General features: G+C 34.1%; 21 protein-coding genes and 1 other annotated feature. Of the genes, 8 read left to right on the forward strand and 13 right to left on the reverse strand.

All coding sequences use genetic code 11. The annotated features are described in order from the left end of the window. Positions 1-61: 61 nt before the first annotated feature. Both NST49_RS02395 and NST49_RS02400 read right to left on the reverse strand, forming a co-directional pair. Positions 62-1,210, reverse strand: a complete 1,149-nt coding sequence (locus NST49_RS02395) for a glycerate kinase family protein (RefSeq protein WP_034538048.1) — start codon at positions 1,208-1,210, stop codon at positions 62-64. Positions 1,211-1,235: 25 nt separating this feature from the next. Beyond that, positions 1,236-2,528, reverse strand: a complete 1,293-nt coding sequence (locus NST49_RS02400; protein ID WP_034538047.1) for a GntP family permease — start codon at positions 2,526-2,528, stop codon at positions 1,236-1,238. 343 nt (positions 2,529-2,871) lie between these two features. On the opposite strand from NST49_RS02400, the gene NST49_RS02405 reads away from it, so the two are divergent. Beyond that, positions 2,872-3,387: a helix-turn-helix domain-containing protein gene (locus NST49_RS02405; protein ID WP_023176587.1), complete on the forward strand. Its 516-nt coding sequence runs from the start codon at positions 2,872-2,874 to the stop codon at positions 3,385-3,387. Positions 3,388-3,717: 330 nt separating this feature from the next. Next, positions 3,718-4,017 carry a DUF5316 family protein gene (locus NST49_RS02410; RefSeq protein ID WP_023176585.1) on the forward strand — a complete coding sequence of 100 codons (300 nt, stop codon included), beginning with the start codon at positions 3,718-3,720 and terminating at the stop codon, positions 4,015-4,017. A 75-nt stretch (positions 4,018-4,092) separates the two neighbouring features. On the opposite strand, the gene NST49_RS02415 is transcribed toward NST49_RS02410, so the two are convergent. After that, complete coding sequence (locus NST49_RS02415) at positions 4,093-4,533, reverse strand: hypothetical protein (RefSeq protein ID WP_156098864.1); 441 nt, start codon at positions 4,531-4,533, stop codon at positions 4,093-4,095. A 312-nt stretch (positions 4,534-4,845) separates the two neighbouring features. On the opposite strand from NST49_RS02415, the gene NST49_RS02420 reads away from it, so the two are divergent. Further along, a complete protein-coding gene (locus tag NST49_RS02420) occupies positions 4,846-5,361 on the forward strand; it encodes a helix-turn-helix domain-containing protein (protein ID WP_023176582.1) in 516 nt (171 codons plus the stop codon). Between the two features lie 3 nt (positions 5,362-5,364). Here NST49_RS02420 and NST49_RS02425 read toward each other — a convergent pair whose 3' ends face one another. Continuing rightward, positions 5,365-5,847 (reverse strand): DUF5626 family protein, encoded by a 483-nt coding sequence (locus tag NST49_RS02425; protein WP_034538045.1) that lies wholly within the window; start codon positions 5,845-5,847, stop codon positions 5,365-5,367. A 155-nt stretch (positions 5,848-6,002) separates the two neighbouring features. Here NST49_RS02425 and NST49_RS02430 point away from each other — a divergent pair, with 155 nt between their 5' ends. Beyond that, entirely contained in the window at positions 6,003-6,398 is a 396-nt protein-coding gene (locus NST49_RS02430) for a hypothetical protein (RefSeq protein WP_341046827.1), read from the forward strand. 251 nt (positions 6,399-6,649) lie between these two features. Further along, a complete protein-coding gene (locus NST49_RS02435; protein ID WP_034538044.1) occupies positions 6,650-7,819 on the forward strand; it encodes a cation diffusion facilitator family transporter in 1,170 nt (389 codons plus the stop codon). Positions 7,820-8,080: 261 nt separating this feature from the next. Here NST49_RS02435 and NST49_RS02440 read toward each other — a convergent pair whose 3' ends face one another. Both NST49_RS02440 and NST49_RS02445 read right to left on the reverse strand, forming a co-directional pair. After that, positions 8,081-8,314, reverse strand: coding sequence for a hypothetical protein (locus tag NST49_RS02440; protein ID WP_023176566.1), 234 nt, complete (start codon positions 8,312-8,314; stop codon positions 8,081-8,083). 9 nt (positions 8,315-8,323) lie between these two features. Next, positions 8,324-8,635: a hypothetical protein gene (locus tag NST49_RS02445; protein ID WP_341046828.1), complete on the reverse strand. Its 312-nt coding sequence runs from the start codon at positions 8,633-8,635 to the stop codon at positions 8,324-8,326. Between the two features lie 245 nt (positions 8,636-8,880). Beyond that, positions 8,881-9,097 (forward strand) — a binding site (T-box leader). A gap of 66 nt (positions 9,098-9,163) precedes the next feature. On the opposite strand from NST49_RS02445, the gene tyrS reads away from it, so the two are divergent. Both tyrS and NST49_RS02455 read left to right on the forward strand, forming a co-directional pair. Further along, positions 9,164-10,429 carry a tyrosine--tRNA ligase gene (gene tyrS / locus NST49_RS02450; RefSeq protein ID WP_251166237.1) on the forward strand — a complete coding sequence of 422 codons (1,266 nt, stop codon included), beginning with the start codon at positions 9,164-9,166 and terminating at the stop codon, positions 10,427-10,429. Positions 10,430-10,573: 144 nt separating this feature from the next. Then, entirely contained in the window at positions 10,574-11,722 is a 1,149-nt protein-coding gene (locus NST49_RS02455) for a zinc-dependent alcohol dehydrogenase (RefSeq protein ID WP_023176560.1), read from the forward strand. A gap of 151 nt (positions 11,723-11,873) precedes the next feature. Here the strand turns inward: NST49_RS02455 and NST49_RS02460 are convergent, their stop codons facing one another. The 4 genes from NST49_RS02460 to NST49_RS02475 all read right to left on the reverse strand — a co-directional run bounded on the left by NST49_RS02460 (position 11,874) and on the right by NST49_RS02475 (position 16,592). Next, positions 11,874-12,524, reverse strand: a complete 651-nt coding sequence (locus NST49_RS02460) for an SDR family oxidoreductase (RefSeq protein ID WP_341046830.1) — start codon at positions 12,522-12,524, stop codon at positions 11,874-11,876. A 149-nt stretch (positions 12,525-12,673) separates the two neighbouring features. After that, positions 12,674-13,648: a GMP reductase gene (guaC, locus tag NST49_RS02465; RefSeq protein WP_023176557.1), complete on the reverse strand. Its 975-nt coding sequence runs from the start codon at positions 13,646-13,648 to the stop codon at positions 12,674-12,676. Positions 13,649-13,920: 272 nt separating this feature from the next. Then, positions 13,921-14,178, reverse strand: coding sequence for a membrane protein insertion efficiency factor YidD (gene yidD / locus NST49_RS02470; RefSeq protein WP_023176555.1), 258 nt, complete (start codon positions 14,176-14,178; stop codon positions 13,921-13,923). 65 nt (positions 14,179-14,243) lie between these two features. Further along, positions 14,244-16,592: a helix-turn-helix domain-containing protein gene (locus NST49_RS02475; protein WP_251166236.1), complete on the reverse strand. Its 2,349-nt coding sequence runs from the start codon at positions 16,590-16,592 to the stop codon at positions 14,244-14,246. A gap of 529 nt (positions 16,593-17,121) precedes the next feature. Here NST49_RS02475 and abc-f point away from each other — a divergent pair. Beyond that, positions 17,122-18,762: a ribosomal protection-like ABC-F family protein gene (gene abc-f, locus NST49_RS02480; RefSeq protein ID WP_341046832.1), complete on the forward strand. Its 1,641-nt coding sequence runs from the start codon at positions 17,122-17,124 to the stop codon at positions 18,760-18,762. 177 nt (positions 18,763-18,939) lie between these two features. Here the strand turns inward: abc-f and NST49_RS02485 are convergent, their stop codons facing one another. From NST49_RS02485 to NST49_RS02495, 3 genes are read right to left on the reverse strand one after another with little or no spacing between them, the layout of a single operon-like run. After that, positions 18,940-19,122 carry a hypothetical protein gene (locus NST49_RS02485; RefSeq protein ID WP_023176550.1) on the reverse strand — a complete coding sequence of 61 codons (183 nt, stop codon included), beginning with the start codon at positions 19,120-19,122 and terminating at the stop codon, positions 18,940-18,942. A 32-nt stretch (positions 19,123-19,154) separates the two neighbouring features. After that, on the reverse strand, positions 19,155-19,847 hold the full coding sequence (locus tag NST49_RS02490; RefSeq protein WP_341046833.1) for an NAD(P)H-dependent oxidoreductase: 693 nt from the start codon (positions 19,845-19,847) through the stop codon (positions 19,155-19,157). Between the two features lie 41 nt (positions 19,848-19,888). Beyond that, a complete protein-coding gene (locus NST49_RS02495) occupies positions 19,889-20,926 on the reverse strand; it encodes a DUF7309 domain-containing protein (RefSeq protein ID WP_023176546.1) in 1,038 nt (345 codons plus the stop codon). Positions 20,927-20,991: the final 65 nt, after the last annotated feature.

The following is a 20,991-nucleotide window of genomic DNA, read 5'->3' on the forward strand; positions in this document are numbered from 1 at the left end:
AAGTATCTTACTTTAGACTTAAAATATCAAGTTTTCTGTTTATTTTATTCCTAAATCAGGACTATATACCATTGGCCAAATATAATATTCGAGCAATGTTTTCACAAGTTCGTTCTAGATTTGATTCTCCGTTTTTCAAAGCTTCCTCAATTGGTTCTGCTTTTGCCATAATACCAAAAATTGCCGTCATTCCTTCATCATAAAGCACTTCTACATCTTTTCCGACATACCCAGCACAAGCAAAGACTGGTTTTTGGTAGTGTTTTGCAACTTTTGCAACTCCATATGGTGCTTTGCCAAATTTAGTTTGGAAATCCATTCCTCCTTCACCTGTAAAAACAAAATCTGCACCAGCAATATGTGCTTCTAATTCATTGATTTCGATAACAATATCAATGCCAGGTTTTAATATTGCATTGGTAAAAGCAAGTAAACCAGCACCTAAACCACCTGCTGCTCCAGATCCAGGTAAGTGTTCAATTGTTTTTTGAACATCTCTTTGAATAATCTGTGCGTAGTGTTTCAAATTAGCATCTAACTGTTCTACCATTTCAGGAGTAGCTCCCTTTTGAGGACCAAAAACATTAGAAGCCCCATGTTCACCTGTCAAAGGATTCGTAACATCACTAGCAATTTCTATTTCAATATCTTTTATGCGGGGGTCTAGTTCAGAAGTATCAATTGAAGCTAAAAGATTTAAAGATCCTCCTCCTTGAGGAACGGGTTGTCCATTTTGATCTAGAAATTTCACACCTAACGCTTCAGCCATTCCAGCTCCGCCGTCGTTTGTTACACTGCCGCCAATTCCAATAATAATTTTTTCTACACCTTCATCAAGAGCTGCTTTGATTAATTCACCCGTACCATATGTAGACGTGATGAGTGGATTTCGTCGCTCTTTTGCTAACAGTTCGATCCCATTTGCTTTCGCCATTTCAATAACAGCCGTTTTGCAGTCACCTAAAATGCCATAATATGCTGTTACTTTTTCTTGGAAAATCGGTCCAGATACTTCAACTTCGATCCTTCTTCCTTGTGTTGCATCTACTAACGAATCCACTGTTCCTTCGCCACCATCAGCCATAGGAACAAGTTTGATCTCCGCATCTGTAAAAACTTTCTTGATTCCTCTAGCCATTGCTTCACAGGCTTCTTTTGCGCTCATGCTTTCTTTAAAAGAATCAGGTGCCACCACAAATGTTTTCTTCATTTTTTATTTTCCTCTTTTCTTTTGATTAATTAAGGATAAATCCATACAACACTGTTGCGACTACAGCCATTACCCCACCTATACACATTTCATATGGAATAACTTTCATTCTTTCTTTAATTGTCATATGCATACTATTTGCCGTAATATGGAAATAATTTCCTTGAGGAACACTATCAATAACGGTTGCTCCTGTATGAACCATTACAGATGCTGCTAAAGAAGAAGTTCCGGTATTTAAAATTGCCTCTCCGAATGAGCCAGTAGCAAGAATGACGGCCGTAGAAGTTGATCCTACTGCTAATCCCATCAAAATACCTGAGATTGGTGCTAAGAATGTACCTGAAATTCCTATCATTTCAATTACTTTTACTACTTGAACAGACAGATCAGATGCAGATATCAGTCCTGCAATCGCTCCAGCACCTATCAGAATTAGAACCGTATCTGTTACGCGTTTAATTCCTGAAGAAGCATATTCACTGATTTTATTCGCATGTCCCATTGCAATCGTTCCTACAATTGAAGCAAAAGGTAATATATACAATGCGTCTATTTTTAAATTTGCAATAGCATCTATTTTTAGGACTGTTCCGATTGGATTGATCAACAATAAGAAAATTGATAATCCTGGAGCGACTAATGCTTTTCTCAAAGGCATTAATTCTTTTGTTTCTTGCTTCAGAATATCTCTATCTCTTACCATTTCACCTTTATTTTTGATTGCATTTGCAATAATAACAGCAGTTACAAGTCCAAATACAGCGGGGATAAAACCAGCTAACATGACACTGCTTAAGTTTAAATCGAAACCATTTGCTGCAGCAATCGTATTTGGGTTTGGAGAAATAATATTTCCAGCTTTTCCCCCGCCCGATAAAGCCGTTAATAAGGCAATCTTACTGATACCTGTTTGTTTCCCTACAGACAATGCAATAGGGGCAACAATCAATACAGCTACTGGAATGAATACACCCACTGCAGTAATGATCATAGTTGAAAGAGCCAAAGATAAAATAGCTTTTTGATCCCCTAGTTTAGTAACGATCGCATTTGCAATCGACTCCGCTGCACCGGATTCCATCATTACTCCTGCCAACATACCTGCTGCAAGAACTCGAATAGCTGTTCCAATAATGCTTTGTGTCCCATTAATTAAAATATCTATCGTTGTAACCAATGAAGCTCCACCAATCAATGAACCAATAATTGCTCCAAAGAATAAAGAATATACAGGATTAAATTTTTTCAAAATAAGTATAATTGCAACGAGTAACCCAATAATCGCTGCAAACCAAGGAATCGTACTATCTACCATATCTAAAACATCTCCTAACATTTGTCTGTGTGCGCTTACATTATATTTTTCATTTCATCAAAAATCTATTGTCATACTAACAAAAGTAATTGTGCAAATGCACAAAACCAACCTCGTCAAGCCTTTGATTTACGATGTGTGAAAAACTCAGAATTTATCACCTCTTTATTACTAAATACGTCACCCTTTTCTAAAAAACTAGATTTTCATTTTCAGTCCAATAAAAAACGAAATTTTTCACTTAATTAAATCATCCATTGTTAAAATATAACCCATAAAGTATAGTCAACCGTCTTTACTTTCGGTATGATAGAGAAAAGCAAGGTTTCAAGGAGGAGTAAACATGGCATTAGGCGAGCGCCTAAAAGAAAGTAGGGTCAATAAAGGGTTTTCCCAAGGAGATGTGGCGGAATATTTAAATATTTCAAGACAATCGATTTCAAAATGGGAAAATAATAATAGTTATCCTGACTTAGACAATTTAGTAAAGTTAAGTACATATTATGAAGTTTCAATTGATGAATTGCTGAAAGAAAATCAAAACCTTAAGAAAAAAATTGAAATAAATGAACTTGAAATTGAAGAATCTAACAAAAAGATAGATTCTATTTGGAGGAATACTGAAAAAGATGAAGGACTCATACTTCTAATCCTTGCTTTTATGGGTTGCTTAATTGCTCCATTCGGTTTATTTGTAGCGCCAATTGTAATGAAACGAAATAAAAAAACAAATACACTGCATAAATTTGTTTACTTTGCGTGTGCTTGTAGTTTATTAGTTAATGCATTTGTTATTTATAGTATTACTGGGGACTATTTAGGCTGGGGAACTACAACTGTTGAGTATCTTGGCGAATAAACTCTATGTAAAAACTAGTAACATAAGCACTCTAAATAAAAAAGAGATCGAGACAAATTAAACTGTCTCGATCTTTTTTTAGCCATATCACAGTATCTATAAATACTTGCCAACAATTTGTTACTTTAACAAACATCCTTTTACACCGATGCAAATTACCATCTTTACCTTTTCACTTTAATAGTAAAAGTTAAAACCAACAACAATATATACTTTTCACAAACCAGGTCACAGAAAAACGGAACCGCAAGTGATTTGCTGAACAATATCAAGTATAATATAAAATTGAACGAATGTAAAAACAATCACTAGTTAAAAGGAGATACTCCAATGAAAAGAAGTTTACTTGCTACGGTAAAGATTTTCTATATAAGTGTCGTTTTAATATTTTTGATTTATTTACTAGCTATTTTTACAAGTCTTAGTTTTAACAAAACAATTCATTATTCTTCTGTTGGTTTGACTGTCCTTGCAATAATACTTTCTGGAGCTTTCGTTAGCGGTGATAGACAACGCTGTAATTATTATTCAAATCCGGTAAACACAACAAAATCTATTTTTTATAGTTGGAAAATATTAATTTTCGCCCTACCCTTTTATTTAGTTTTGCTCGTTGACTATCTTTCTTAATTGCTTCTGGTAGTAACCTCATAGCTTTGTTCATGATTCAGTTATCCATGCTGCGTTAATTTATAACGCTGCAATTTATTCATTCTCATTTTCAAGCTTTTCATTACTAGTAAAGGATTTTTTTGTCCCGTCACTATAAGTATAGTTAACTTCTATTTTTATTTCATCGCCCGTTCTAAAATGACTACTATCAATAATAAAACCTGTGTTCTCTTCGATCTTATCAGTATCCCTAAAGAAATCAACATTTTGCGCAAACGAATAGATTAGTTTACTTTCTTTATCATAAATACCAAAATTAATACTCTTTATGTTTTCATCCTGAAATTTCAAATAATAGTTGTCTTCAATATATATTTGGCCTTTAGTACTGATGATATTAAAATTTTTCACGGAAACTTCTCCATTAGATATGGGAATGGAAAATACTTCTAATTGTTCTTTTTTTTGAGTACAAGACGCTAGAAATAAAAGTACAGTTAACATAAAAACACCTTTTTTATGTCTGTTATTCAAAAATATACCTCCCTTTTTTATAAGAAGCAATTGTCTGCTCCTAATTTTTATTCTGAGCTGTAATGTACTAAAAATGAAGACCATTACATTTAATCATTAGTTGTTCCTGGCTATAACTATTATCAACTATTTTTACTAACTTTTATAGAACCTAGTCGTTTACACAATAGCAACTATTTGTTGCACGAGTACTTTTATTGATTTTATCCCCTAATGTAAACCAATGCGTGCTAAACGCAACCACTGGCTTATAGCCAAAGGTGCTTACTTTCAGGTACGATAAAGAAAAATAAGATACGAGGAGGAAAAGTTGTGGCATTAGGAGAACGTTTAAAAGAAAGCAGAATCAATAAAGGTTTTTCCCAAGGAAATGTGGCGGAATATTTAAGCATTTCCAGACAGTCAATTTCAAAATGGGAAAATGGCAATAGCTATCCTGATTTGGATAATCTAGTAAAACTGAGTGTTTACTATGAAGTATCCATAGACGAATTGCTGAAAGAAAACCAAGTGCTTAAAAAAAAAATCGAAACAAATGAACTTAAGATCCAAGAAAATTATCGAAAATTAGATTTTATTCGTGGAACAAGTGAAAACGATGAAGGTTTAATGTTATTGGTTCTTTCTATTCTCAGTTTCTTAATCGCACCTTTAGGTTTAATTGTCTCCCCTCTTCTCATCATTAGAAATAAAAAAACAAACACACTATATAAGGTAGTCTACATAGCGTGTATTTGTTGTATAGCATTTAATTTGTTCATTGGATACGGTATTTTAAGCGATATTTTCGGCTGGGGGACGGTTACTGTTGAGTACCTTGGCGAGTAATGACTAATACGTTATCGAAATACTGCTTCCTGCCAACTTAGCTCTTAAGTTTATAGAGGTCTCTGCAAGTAATATTGTTCGCTTTAAATAATAAGTGGCTTGTGTAGAACTATCTACTTTCAATAATAAACTTTTAAAGCTTCCAGTGAAGGCTGTTGCTGAAGCAGAGTGTGCTCGTGTAATTTTATTATTACTTACATCAATTTTGTAACTAGCTTTCCATTGTAATGCTTTTTCTTTTGTAATTTTATATGTACCACTCTTAACAGCACTTGCCATAATAAAAAATTGAGGCTCTTCTTCAATGGTAATGGTATAGGTCTCTCCTAGATCATTCTCAACTTCAAACTGCTGTAGTCCACCTTGATTTAAATCATAGAAAACACTACTCTCTGGTGATGGAAAAGATTCTTCAGCTTGTACCTTTGTTGCAGTAAAAAAACTAAAAAAAGCAAGACTACTTAAAAGAAAGATTAATTTTTTCAAATGAATTCCTCCAACTATTTTTTTAGTAACATATAAAATATATCAGATAAAATTGTATTAATAACTATTTATTAGTAAATACCAAAATAGTTATAGTATTATTTTACTAACAATGATAACGTTTTATTAATGAATTATTATTAGGAGCGTATAGGATGAAAAGAAAATATGTAGGTATAATTTCTTTTATAGTATTAGTATTCATTTTTTTAATAGGGTATTTTTCTGATTATGGAAATAAAGAGCTCATATTAGAAGGTTCTTATCAATCTGAAGGTGTTGGAAAGTCCGGCCATTTTCTTCAGATAACTTTTATGGAAGGTAAATTTTACGAATATGAAGATAATATACTAATTAATTCTGGAGAGTATAAAAAAAATATAGACAATGTTTATCTTTTAAAGAGCGAATTTAAGGATGATTATTTTGTTCTTCAAAATGATAATAACTTCTATTTTTATTCGGAAAATGTTTCTGAAAAAACAGTTTATCATATGCTTTTGATTGACCGAGTTCCTACATTTTACCCTATTGATTCAAGTTATCTTTAGTAAAGCTCATTAACATCGGTGGGGTTATTCCATCGTTTTTTGCAGTACACCATCTTCTAATTTACTATATTATCTACCCTTCTAAAACTTCTTTTAAAAGAGCTAGCTTTAATTAGTCGTATCTAACCACTTTTATGTGTTTACTAAAAGTTATAATTTGTTATACTTTTGTTTATGCAAAATATATATGGACACAGCAATTATCAGTTTATATTTTTTTGTTTTCAAGTTTGGTTTTTAGGAGGGTCTTTGTGAATTATTTTTTTGAATGGATTGAACGAAGAAGTAAAGAAAAGGGAAAAGAATCACGAGCTGCTTTCGGTACAGTAGCTGGGCAGATAGGCTTATTATCTAATTTCCTATTATTTGGAATGAAATTGTTAATTGGCTTATTTTCAGGAAGTGTTTCTATTATAGCGGATGCGATGAACAACTTGTCGGATTCAGCTTCTTCGGTTTTAACATTGATTGGCTTTCGGATAGCTGCTAAGCCAGCAGATAAAGAACATCCCTATGGTCATCAGCGTTCAGAATACATCACAGGCATGATCATTTCTTTAATCATTCTGTTTGTCGGTGGTCAATTTTTAAGAACATCGATTGAACGTATTTTGCAGCCAGAAAGTTTACAAACCTCTCCCTTGATGTTTATTATTTTAGTGTCATCAATAGGTATCAAAGTTGTTCAAGGTTACTTTTACCAGGAAACCGCGCGACATATCGGATCAAAAACATTGTTAGCTAGCGCAAAAGACAGCTTTAATGATGTTTACACAACAGTTGCTGTATTAGTCTCGGCTGCAGTTGAACACCTAACAGGCTGGCAGATTGATGGTTATACAGGACTGCTAATTGCTTTTTATATTATCTTTAGTGGTATTCAAATGCTCAGCGAATTTATTAATGATTTACTTGGAAAACGTCCAAGCGAGGAAGAACTCACAAAAATGATTGCTTATCTAGATAATCACCAATCCATCATTGGCTACCACGACTTGTTGATCCATAGTTATGGTCCTGAGAAAACATTTGCAACTATCCATATTGAGATTGATGACAGTTGGAGTCTTACTCAAGCCCATGTAGTGATCAATGCCATTGAAAAAGAATTCAAAGCAGAACTGGGAATTAACTTAGTCTGCCATTTGGATCCCATTGATATCCATAGTGAAGAACAAACAAATGTATACAGACTCGTCAAACAATTATTGAAATCCTACAACTTAAATCTGCAATTCCATGATTTTCGTATTGAAAAAAAAGGGACTCGCCCGATTATTCAATTCGACGTGGTCGTCCCAGAAGACATTAAACTAACAAATGAACAGCTTCTAGACAAAATCGAAAAAGATATTAACAAACATATAGGGTTATATGAGATTGACCTTATTTTCGATAGGAACTATTTATTGAAAAAGTAGATGATACAAATAAAGGAGAGAAATGAAAAATATGGTTAATTTCATTTTAAAAATTACATTATTAGCAATCCTATTTTGCACAAACACATTTTCAACTATTATAAATTTAATTTCAAAAGAGTTTGGAACAGATGAGAAATAACGAGATTCTAAATAAAACAACCTGACGATTAATAATATCATCAGGTTGTTTTATTTTTAGCAATGTATATGCTTTTTATATCTTGAAACATTGGATTAGCTATGCCATTTTTCGACCTATTAATTCCTGTCTAACAGTTGAGAAATGATCTCAGAACTGCCTGGCATAAATAGCACTAACGAAATGAAAATAAAGACAATACCAAGAATAAACAACATCACTACAATCTTAACCGAACGTGAAACATCATTCTTAGCCGCACCTGCTCCAATAAGAGCTATACCTGCAAAGAGTATGAGAAAATACCAAAAGCCCATTTTGATTCCTGCTTTCTTTAAATTATTTGCCATCATAGATTATGCTTATTTATTATTACGTTTAAACGTGAAATAAATTTGGATTAAAAAGACTACTCCTGAATAAAAGGATAAGGCGAGCAGCATATTATCTGTTGCTAGGTTAAATTGATCGTATAAAACTCCCGAAAAAAAGTTAGCTGAAACCATAAGCAATAGTAGGCCTAGCGAAAGGATCAAATCGATTACCCTTAGCATTAAAGAAGACTCTTTTCTAAAACCGATTACTTTTACTAGATTTAAGGTTATTAAAATACTTGCTATGACGAATACGCCTGAAAACATCCACCAGTATGAATCAAAAAAATGTGTCATCATTACATTATCCTCCTCTTTATCTTTTATATGTTTACAATTCCTATTGAACCAATATACTGAGTTCATTGCAACAGAAAACCTTAATATATAAGCAATCTTAAACAATATTTAAGATAATACAACGGTCGTTCTATAATAGTCGGCCAAGGCGAGAATCTTTTGTATCGATTGAAAATTTTATAGATTTTTTAAAACAAGATTGACAAATTGTCTTCACTTCATCTATACTAATGACAATCTCATAACAACTTACAATGAAAGAGCATAGTAACATTTGGTCCCTGTTCAATAGAAAGCCTGTGGTTGATGAAAATAGGCACAAACCAATTTGTGAAGTACACTCCGGAGTAACTTGATTAACCTCAAGCGTATTACTACGTTAACAGTAAATGAGTGGCAGCGTGTTTTGCGTTAAAAACAGACTGCAATTTGGGTGGTAACACGGAAAATTTCGTCCCGATAAAAAGATAGCTTCTTTTTATCGGGCTTTTTTTATGCAAAAAATACAGTTTATAAGGAGCGAGAAAAATGAATATTATTGATGAATTAGAATGGCGCGATGCCATTAATCAACAAACAGATGAAACAGGTTTAAAAAAATTGATTGACCAAAAAGAAGTAGGTCTATACTGTGGAGTTGATCCAACTGGAGATAGCATGCATATTGGCCATTTGATTCCTTTTATGATTTTAAAAAGATTTCAGTTAGCTGGCCACCGTCCCGTCATCGTTATTGGTGGAGCAACTGGTTCAATTGGTGACCCAAGTGGGAAATCTGAAGAACGTGTTTTACAGACTAGCGAACAAGTTCAAAATAATGTCGATAAATTAACACATCAAATGGAAAAACTATTTGATGCTGGTAAAAATGAAAAATCTATTCGTATGGTTAACAATTTGGATTGGACAAAAGAAATATCTTTATTAGATTTCTTGCGTAATATCGGAAAAAGTTTTAACGTAAATACTATGTTGTCTAAAGACATCGTTGCCAGTCGTTTGGAAACGGGTATTTCATTTACTGAATTTACTTATCAAATTTTGCAATCTATCGATTTCTTACACTTGTACCAACATGAAGATGTTCAATTACAAATTGGTGGCGCAGATCAATGGGGCAATATTACAGCTGGTTTAGAATACATCCGTAAACAAGAAGGTTCTGACGCTGAAGCTTATGGGCTGACCATCCCGTTGATGTTAAAAGCGGATGGAACTAAATTTGGGAAAACTGCTGGTGGTGCTATCTGGTTAGATGCAGAGAAAACCACTCCTTATGAATTTTACCAATTCTGGTTAAATCAAGACGACCGTGATGTGGTCAAATACTTGAAGTATTTTACTTTCTTAACAAAAGAAGAAATTGAGGCTTTAGCTGAAAAGATAGCAACAGAGCCGCACAAACGCGAAGCACAAAAAACATTAGCCAGCGAAATGACTCTATTCGTTCATGGCGAACAAGCTTTGAAAGATGCTGAAAAGATTACTGCAGCTCTATTTTCCGGGGACGTAAAAAGTTTGACCGCTAATCAAATCGAAGAAGGTTTTAAAAATATGCCTACTTTTGAAGCTTCAAAAGAAGAGCGAAACATTGTTGAATGGTTAGTTGATGTAGTCGGCATCGAACCTTCTAGACGCCAAGCTCGTGAAGACATCAAAAATGGTGCTTTATCCATGAATGGTGAAAAAATTACCGATGTTGAAACTATTGTGACACCTGAAAACTCATTTGACGAACGCTTTATCCTTATTCGTAAAGGCAAGAAAAAATATTTCTTAATCAAGTTAGTTTAGAAGAAAAGAGTTTTGTTTGCTGAAAGTGGCAAATAAAACTCTTTTTTCATCTTCTTCACTAGTTGCAGTAAGCGTTATTATTTTACTATCTTTATTTGTAATGCTAAAATTCACCTTATAAATACAAATAAAAGGAGCGATTTTATGCGTGCAGTAACATGGCAAGGAAATGAAAAAATGGAAGTCCGAAATGTTCCAGATCCAACGATTCAAGAACCTACTGATATGATTGTCCGCATTACAGCAACAGCGATTTGCGGATCTGATTTACATTTGTATCATAATGGAAAACCTGTAATGGAAGAAGATTATGTAGTGGGTCATGAACCAATGGGAATTGTTGAAGAAGTTGGTCCTGGTGTTAAAAAGGTCAAAAAAGGCGATCGAGTCGTTATTCCGTTTAACATTGGATGTGGCGAATGTCATTTTTGTACTCACGAAATGGAAAGCCAATGCGACAACTCTAACCCAAATCCTGCTTTTGATAATGGCGGCTTGTTTGGATTTGGTAAGATGCATGGGAATTATCCTGGAGGCCAAGCAGAGTTCTTACGCGTGCCGTTCGCTGATTTTACTTCTTTCGTAGTCCCAGAAAATGACTTGCCAGATGAAAAAGTTCTTTTCTTATCTGATATTGTCCCTACTGCTTACTGGAGTGTAGAAAGCAGCGGTGTTAAAGAAGGCGATACTGTTATTATTCTTGGTTCTGGTCCAGTAGGTCTTTTCGCTCAAAAATTCGCTAAGATGAAAGGTGCTAAACGTGTTATCGCGGTTGATAATGTGAAACACCGTTTAGACCATGCACACAAAACAAATAATGTCGAAACCGTTAATTTTAAAGATGTTACGGAAGTTGGGAAATTCCTTTATGATACGACTAATGGTGGAGCAGATGTAGTCATTGACTGCGTAGGTATGGATGGTGTAGCTCCTGCTAAAGAGAAAGCTAAAACTCTTCTCAGCGTCCAAAGCGGAACCATTAGCCCACTTGTTACAGCTTCTGAAAGTGTTAAAAAGTTCGGAACGGTTCAAGTTACGGGAGTCTACATGACACCATCTGCTAGTTTCCCTATCAATGATTTCTTTAATCGAAATGTTATTTTAAAAACAGGGCAAGCTCCTGTTATTCACCTAATGCCAAAATTGTATGATATGATCGAAAAAAATCTCTTCGATCCAACAGATATCATTACGCATACGATGCCGCTTGAGCAAGCAGCACAAGCTTATGATATTTTTGACAAAAAAGCAGATCAAAATATTAAAGTTATCTTAAAACCAGGTATGGTATAGAAATAAGAGGCTGGGGACAATTGTCCCCAGCCTCTTATTTTGTATTCTAGTCCTCTTTCTACCCCACGTATTCAAAGTGAAAAGAACTTTCATTTAGGATTATTGATTAAATGAGCAGCAAATACACTTCCGTTTGACTAATAAACCAGAGTTATAGATTTTTTAAAGCTTCATCAATCGGTGAATCTCCATTTAAAAGATCAAACTCTTTACTAAAAGTCGTTTCGTTATCTAAACTAGCAACAGCCACTTCGGCTACGTCTTCACGAGAAATAGCACCGCCTGGCAAGTTTTCAGCAACTTCAATTTTCCCTGTAGCTGGATCATTTTTCAATAGACCTGGACGTAAAATAGTATACGTCAATCCACTTTGTTTCAAACAACGATCTGCATAATATTTGGCAATGTTGTAAGGTTTCATTTCTTCATTATCCCAAGCTGCTCGATCATCTGAATTCATTGCACTAACAATAATAAACCGATTTACGCCAACTTCTTTTGCTGCATCCATTACTTTTACTGCTCCATCTAAGTCAATCGACATTGTTTTGTCATAACCTGTTTTTCCGCCTGAACCAGCAGAGAAAATGACAGCATCCATACCTTCAAGAGCATTTTGAATCGCTTCAATTGGTCCTTCTAAATCTGTTAAGCATGCTTCCACACCGTTCATATCTAGTGCATTGGCTTGTTCTGGTTTTCGAACCATCGCCCGTACTGAGTGTTTGTCGCTTTCGTGCAGTTTATCTACGATCATTTTACCGATTTGTCCATTTGCACCTACTACTAATACTTTCATCATTTCTTGCTCCTTTCGTTTCAGTTTACTTATTAAGTGTAACAAAGAAACTTACGGATACAAACTATTTGCATTTACTCAAAAGAACTAATAAAACACAACCATTTTTCAGAGACAAAAAAAGACCCTTTACAGGATCTTTTAAAATTTGCTTAGCGGTCACCATTAAAAATTGAATTTTTAACAATCACGTAATCCACTTTACGAATCGATTCTACATCGTTTCCACCCGCATATGAGATAGAAGATTGTAGGTCTTGTTTCATTTCCAATAATGTCTCAGCGATGTCACCTTTGTATTCTACAAGGATCTTTTTGCCTTCAACATTTTTGTGTTCGCCTTTTTGGTATTCAGAAGCACTACCAAAATATTCTTTGTACATTTTTCCGTCTTTTTCAATCGTTTTTCCTGGAGATTGATCATGTCCTGAGAATAACGATCCCATCATAACCATAGAAGCTCCAAAACGGATTGATTTAGCGATATCGCCATGATCTCGCACTCCGCCATCAGCAATCAATGGTTTTCTTGCAGCCTTAGCACACAAACGCAAAGCTGCTAATTGCCAGCCACCAGTACCAAATCCGGTTTTTAATTTTGTGATACATACTTTTCCTGGTCCAATACCCACTTTAGTTGCATCCGCTCCAGCGTTCTCTAACTCGCGAACAGCTTCCGGAGTACCAACATTTCCTGCAATCAAAAATGTTCCTGGTAAGAATTTTTTGATATGGTGAATCATGTTGATCACTAGATCAGAATGCCCATGAGCAATATCGATCGTAATATATTCTGGTACTAAGTTTTCTTTTGCTAGTGTTTCAATAAAGTCATATTCTGCATCTTTTACACCAACACTAATTGAAGAGTATAAGCCTTTTTCTGTCATACGTTGAATAAAAGGTATTCTATCTTCTTCATCAAAACGGTGCATAACATAGAAAAAATTATTTTCAGCTAACCAAACAGCTAATGTTTCATCAATAACCGTCTGCATATTGGCAGGTACAACCGGTAAATTAAATCTTCTACCGCCAAATTCAATTGTTGTATCACATTCAGTTCTACTTTTTACGATACTTTTATTAGGGATTAGTTGGACATCTTCATAGTCAAAAACTTTCATCTTTTCCTTAACCTCTTTCTGTTATGGCTCTAATTTTTAGGCTATTTTTGATTGTTTATATAAGGAGTCAAAAACACGAACATTATTTCTTTATGATTTATTCATATTTCGTCCCTAAGACAATTTACACTATATTAAGTCGTTTGTCAAAGTTATTAGATTCTTTTTTAATAAGTATTCAGGAAACAGAAGGATTTCTTTAATTGAATAAAACTAACTTAATTCAACAAAATAGGCTGACAAATTAACTTAAATTTGTCAGCCTATAACATTTATTTTTTAACTGTTTTAACTTCTCTATTTCTTCTTAACGTAAACTTATTCGGGACAGGATCATATCCTCCCTTAATGAAAGGATGGCACCTTAAAATACGAGCTGTTCCCATTATAGTTCCTTTGAGGGCCCCATGTTTTTCAATAGCCTCAATAGCATAATGCGAACAAGTTGGATAATACCGACAACTTGGCTGAAACAGAGGAGAAATGCCTTTTTGATAGCCTTTAATACTAGCAATAATTACTTTTTTCATGGTCTACCTCCTACCGACTTACAGTATAGCTATCGGTCTGGATTTTGTAAAGTAATCTTGTTCGTTTATTCGATTGCTTTACGAAATTCAATAAAATGAATCGCATTAGTTGTCAATAAAGAATAAAAAGACCATTCTTCATTTAAATACTCATCTTTGATATCCAGTGCTGGACTAAGAGATTGAACAATGTGATCCATCATTTCATGATCAATGCCATACTTGCTATTCAAGTTCCACCATTTAGAGTACAACCCTCCATTATTCCGATCGAACTTCAATGTACGAATCTGATAATTTCCTGGTTTGATTCCTCTAAGATGAATATGCAATTCTTTGCTTCTGTTTTTTACAAATAGTTCATCGATTGAATAACGTGGACTAAATTGTCGCTCATTAAAAATAATAAGTTGGTATCCATCTTCGTTTTCAGTCATAATATAATCCATTCCTCGAGCAATGACCTTTCCTCTTAACTTTTCTTTAAAGCGCATTGTATAAAAAGTAGGTCTTTTTTCATTAAAGAAATGAAACAAATCTAAACTGTCAATTAAATTATTAGAACAATCTTGTAAACGTTCATGAATTTCACTATTGATCCAGAAACCAATTCCTGCTACTTCACTCTCTAATTCTAAGATCTTTTTTAGAATCAACGCTCCCCTAAAAAAATTCCCATTGATATGGTGAGTATTCCCAGATAAGATATTCCAATTAATAAGGAACATTGGTCTGTCCATTTGGTTTTGTTCTATAAAAGATTTAATTTTACGCGTTTTATTGGTAATGTAACGATGACTCTTAGAAAATTCTTCCACATTGATATCATTAAAATTAATAACTTCATTTTGATCTGCTTCATACCCGATAAATTCAATTTTGTCTGCGTGTTTGATTTGCCATTGTTGGTTTTCTGGAAGCTCAACTTTTTGTTCATCAAATGGGAAAAACGTTCCGACTTTCATTTTTTCAGATTTATTTTTGATTACTTGCCGAACTCTTAAATAGACTCGCTCTAACTCTGATGCCTCTATCGAGCACTCTTCCTTGCTATAAAATAGTATTTGCCATTTTTCTACAAAATCACGTCCAAAGACTTGAAGAGCATGTTGAATGAATTGGTCGAGTTTCTTAATAGAATACTCTTCATTTTGACAAATTTGCTTGTACTCTAACTTCAAGAATATATAAATACCTTGTTCTTTTAAGAATTGTAAAACAATATCAGAATTAGCGTATATAGGCGAACTAATAGAGACATCTACTGCATCCGATTCAGTTAAGGATATGGTATCTTCAAAGAGTTTTTGAATACCTACAAAGTCTACGCGCATTTGTTGCTTAGCTAAAATCAATTGCCGTTTTACATTTTCATTTAACAGTTCCTTTAATTCACCAATAAATATGATGTGTTTTTCATGTTTTAGTTCTTGATTATCCTCACTGTTCAACACAATTCTGCGTTCTTCAAGGTGTTCCTCGTCTATAGTGTAGCTTTGATCAATTCCTTCATCTAAATAACTGGCTAGTCGGTCTAAAATAGCTGGAGAATCCAGAACCGTATGTGCTTCAACTTTATTTATTATCGCTTCATGCTGTTCCAACTGTTCATGTTGGTGTTCTTTTCGATATTGAGCTGGGGTTTGAGTATAAATTGATTTAAAAACAACTGTATAGTTTTTGGCGGTTGAAAAACCGTTTTTCATAGCTATTTGAAACAAGTTGTCTGACGTATACAACAAATCGTCCAAACTATGCTTTAACCGGACTTGATTTAAATAATTTAAAAACCCCATACCTGTCATTTGTTTGAAATAGCGTGATAAATAGGAAGAAGATAAGTTTTCATGTTCTGCTAATTCAGACAACGTTAGAGGTTCTGCGTATCGCTGTTCAATTAATTGAATGATTCGTGCAATTCGTTCATCACTGGTATCTACGCCTTTCCAATGGGGCGCTTCTTTTTTGAAAAAACGAGTCATCAGCAACATAATTTGATACAAATTGCTTCGGATTTCTAATGTATTGCCTTCTTCTTTTCTAGAATCTGCAATCATGATTTCAGCTACCCAACGTCTGAGTTGTGCTATCATACCTTCACGTCCAGGATCTAATTCTTTAGAAAAACAAACAAAATTATAATGAAAGTATTCTTTATAATGAGTCACAAAAAATTGACTGGAAATACTAAACGTGATGATGCAATTATCTTCACTTCCCATAACCGAATAATTGTTTGTACGATTCACAACTAAAATATCGCTCTCTTCCATTTCAAAATTGCGTCCTCCAAATGAAATAGTCGCAGATCCTCTGATAACAAATAAAATTCTTGTACCATAGTACCGTTGAGGAGCGGAGTAACGAACATTCTCCATTTTGATGTCATAGTCTGCTGTACTTTCCCTTTTCATCTTCTCTACTTCTCCTTTTTCGTACTATCCCTATTTAAGTTCTAAACGAATGCCAAATTCCATATTCTTTAATAGTTTATATTTTATTCATTTCACGAGACGGTAGGAAATAGTTTTGCTTTAGCAACTTCCCTTCTACTTTCTTTACTAGTGTATATGGGTATCCTACTTTTATCAATTGTAATTAATAGACAATTTAACTCATTCTTTTACTAAACGAACTTTTATAGTATACTACAATTAATATCTGATTAGAATCAGAGGAGGTGAAAAGATGTTAATTACTGGTTGGAACGTGATAACAAACAAAGAAACAGCTTTTTTATATGTTATCCGTGCCGAATTTTCCGCTGTTTAGTTGAAATTGGTGAAGTGTGCCCTTTTTTAACTAAATTTAGAATGGAAAAACCAGAAAAGCATCTTTTCACAACACGTTGAGCTTCTTAAGGAGGCTTTTTATACGCAGTTGTTTTGAAAGAGAGGTCTTTTCCTCTCTTTTTTGCTGTTTCCGGTAGACGGAGGAACTAAAATGAGTATTTTTAATATGAAAAACGTAACGCAAACTTATGGTGCTGATACTATCTTTAGTGATTTAAGCTTAGATATCAACACTCCTAAAAAAATTGGCTTGATTGGACAAAATGGCGAAGGAAAAACGACTCTGCTTAAGCTTATAGCTGGTATTGAACAGCCAAGCACTGGTGCAATTTCTTGGCAAAAAAACTTAACAATCGGATTACTTGCTCAACTTCCTAAACAAGATGATCACCTGTTAGTTTATAAAATTTTAGAAAAAAGTTTTTCAGACGTTTTTCTTTTGGAAAATAAAATGGAACAAATCAGTTTACAAATGTCAGATCCTACTGCAAATTTAGAAAAACTTTTAAATCAATATGGCCAATTGCAACAGGATTTTGAAGAATTAGGCGGATACGAAGTAGATGCTTCTATTCGTCGGGTAGCAAGCGGCTTGCAGCTCGATTCTCTTCTTGAAAAAGAATGGGTCAATTTGAGCGGTGGAGAACGGACAAAAGTCGGATTAGCAAAAATTTTATTGGAACAACCCAACTTACTTTTGCTTGATGAACCAACGAACCATCTAGATATTCTAGCTATCGAATGGTTAACTCATTTTGTGAACACCTATGATGGGACTGTTATCATCGTTTCGCATGACCGCTATTTTTTAGATGAGGTTGCACAAGAAATCATTGAGATTGAACAAGGAGAGCTGCATTACTATCCTGGCAATTACTCTAACTATGTTAAAGAACGAGAAAACCGGATACTAAATGAGTTTCAAAGCTATCAAGATCAACAGAAAAAAATTAACAAAATGAAAGAAGCGATTAAACGCTTAAAAGAGTGGGCCAATCGTTCTAATCCTCCAAGTGATGCATTGCACCGTCGTGCAAAAAATATGGAAAAAGCTTTAGCTAGAATTGAATTAGTAAAAAAACCACTGCTTGAGCAAAATAAAATAGCTGTTCAACTAACTACCAAACAGCGATCTAGTAAAGATATTTTCAAACTGACCGGAGTTAGTAAACACTATGAAGAGAAAGTATTATTTGAAAATCTTGCTCTGCATGTTCATTATCAAGATCGAATTGCCATTGTTGGCGCAAACGGAACTGGGAAAAGCACTTTATTAAACCTACTGTTAGGAAAAATCGAACCTGATACGGGAATAGTTGAAGCAGGTTCTTCCATTTCAATTGGCTATCTTTCCCAACATGCTTTTGAAATGGATACAAACGTTAAAGTGATAGAAGAGTTTCGCGATAAAATTCACGTTTCAGAAGGTGAAGCTCGTCATATTTTAGCTAAATTTTTATTTTATGGTCAAGATGTCTTTAAAAAAATAAATCAGCTGTCTGGTGGAGAAAAAATGCGTCTTCGATGGGCGCAGCTCGTTCACTTAAATCACAATGTTCTTATTTTGGATGAGTCTACGAATCACTTAGATATTGATTCAAAAGAAATGATTGAAGAAGCATTAAGCCTATTCAAAGGAACCATTATTACGGTTTCACATGACCGCTACTTTTTAGATAAGTTTTTTGATAAAACCTATCTTTTACAAAATGGGCAACTTATAGAATATTTCGGGAATTATTCTTATGCCCGCTCAAAAGCTGACCAATTTTTTAGATACCCCCATAGTTAAAGTTCTGGAAAATAGACTACAAGAATACACGCTCACTTACGGATTACTATTCCATAAGTGAGCGTGTATTTTTAATCCATAAACTATCATTAAAATTTGCAGAATATGCGAACATGGCTCCTATATCAAAAACTACTAATACACTTTTGTAATGGCTATACTAGTTCAAAGCTTATTTTACTCACTCCAGTTTCGTGGACTCCATAAGGTTCCATCCAATTCGCCTTCCATCTGACGAATCCTTTCAACTTGCTCGTTAATTAAATCTCTGACAGCTTTTAATAGCGCTTTTTGCTTATAATCCCGACTCGTTTGAATGACTCGTTCAAGTTCTTGAAGCAACCACTCTTTTTGTTCCAATTCATTCGCCTACCTTCGTTCTTTTAATTAGCCTAATTCATTTGATCTAAGACTATTTTCAATTCGTCGATTGTGTCTCGACTTTCTTCAATAAACTCTATCGTTTGCTCTAAAATAAATTGGTCTCCTTCATTTAACTTGCTTAAATCTGTCGATTTTAGTTCTTGTAGGAACCACTTTTCTCGTGCTTCTAGACTGTCGTCTTTTTCTTGAGTCAAATATTGTTGATAGCGAATCAATAGAGTCATCTTTTGGTCTTCCGTCAAATAACTGAATTGAAAAATCGGCAATGTTTTAAGGAATGTCATTTTTGTCTTAAGAGCTAGGGCTTGATAAGGTTTGGTTAATTCATCAATACTGAAGCCTTCACGCCCTCCAGGTTGATATTCTTCTTTTTTTACACCAATCGTTACTATTAAGCCAAATTCTTTTCCTGTTAAAGCTTTCCCATTGTTCCCATAAGCAAATCCATCTGTTAGTACATCATCTTGCCACTTTTTTAATAGTGCTGGAGAACTATACCAATAGAAGGGAAACTGAAAGATAATACGATCGTGTTCCTTTAGCAGTGCCTGTTCTTTTTCTACATCTATCTTGAAATCCGGGTAAAGAGATTCCAAATGATGAACCGTTATGTCCTTATTATCAGGAATTGAACTCAATAAATATTGTTGGCTTCCTGATTCCATTATGTCGGGATGAGATATAATCACTAAAGTTTTCACTATTTACCTCCATCTTTTATATTGATGTGTCTTTGATCAAATTAGTCTTTAAAGTATTCTAGCATGTCTTCTTTCACCACAGATAGTAAAGGCAGCTTCTGAACGGGAACCAGTTCTATGTCTAAAGTGGTCAATAAATTTTCTAAGCAACTAGCAATTTTAACATAACGATTAGCATTTACGACAATCTTGGGTGGTTTACCATTCTGTGCCAAGATCAATTGAATGATGATACGCTGAATTTTTTCAGCTTCTATTGGGTTAACAAATTCACTGCAGATCACTTCACTATTTTTTGTATCTGCTACAATTAACAAACTGGGAAATATAGGACGTCCACCGTTTGGAGGAACAACCGGTACTCCAATAAAATCAATGTCTAATTCCCATATCGTATGTTTCATTTTTTGATTGTTTACTCGTTTCATTTCAAAGTCAGTTAATTTGATTGAGGCATATTCCACTTCATTATCTAATACTCCTTCTAAAATAGCTTCAGGTACAACATAAAAGCCATCTTCGTAAGAACCGTCTCTCTTATAAGTGCGCATTAAAATTTCATAGGTTTCTTGTTCTTTTTCATAAAATTGTAAAGATGCTCGAAAATCAGTTGCTGTTTCAATTAACTTTTCAAATACAGCTATCAGGAAAGACACATCTTTTTCATTTATCGCAAATGGATAATAGCCTGGTTTATAATCAGTAAATACCGGCCAAGCTTTTTTGCCTCTAAATGTTACACCGCTAGCTTTTATCTTTTCATACTCTTCTTTTGGAATTTCTTTGCGGTCCTCAAAATTTAAAGAAATACATTTGTGCGTTTGAAGCATTTCTATTGCTGAATTAAACTCACTAAACTCAGCCTGTTTACGCATTTCAAAATAATAAGACAGTTCTTCTAAATTTCGATAAATCAAAAAGCCAAAATTTTGTTCCGCTTTTCCTAGTATTGAAATAAAAACAGGGTCTTTATGGTCTGGCAATTGAATGCCTATAATATCATTGTCCCAATAATCTTCCCAAAAGTTTGCTTGATAAAGTTTCTTTACAAGTGAATACAACTGTACTTGATTATTCATTCTATGTTCTCCTTCATCTTTAATTTCTTTTTTCACTTTTTAGTACGATAGAGGATACAATTTAT

The organism is Carnobacterium sp. FSL W8-0810 (assembly GCF_038007125.1).
GTDB lineage: Bacteria > Bacillota > Bacilli > Lactobacillales > Carnobacteriaceae > Carnobacterium_B > Carnobacterium_B inhibens.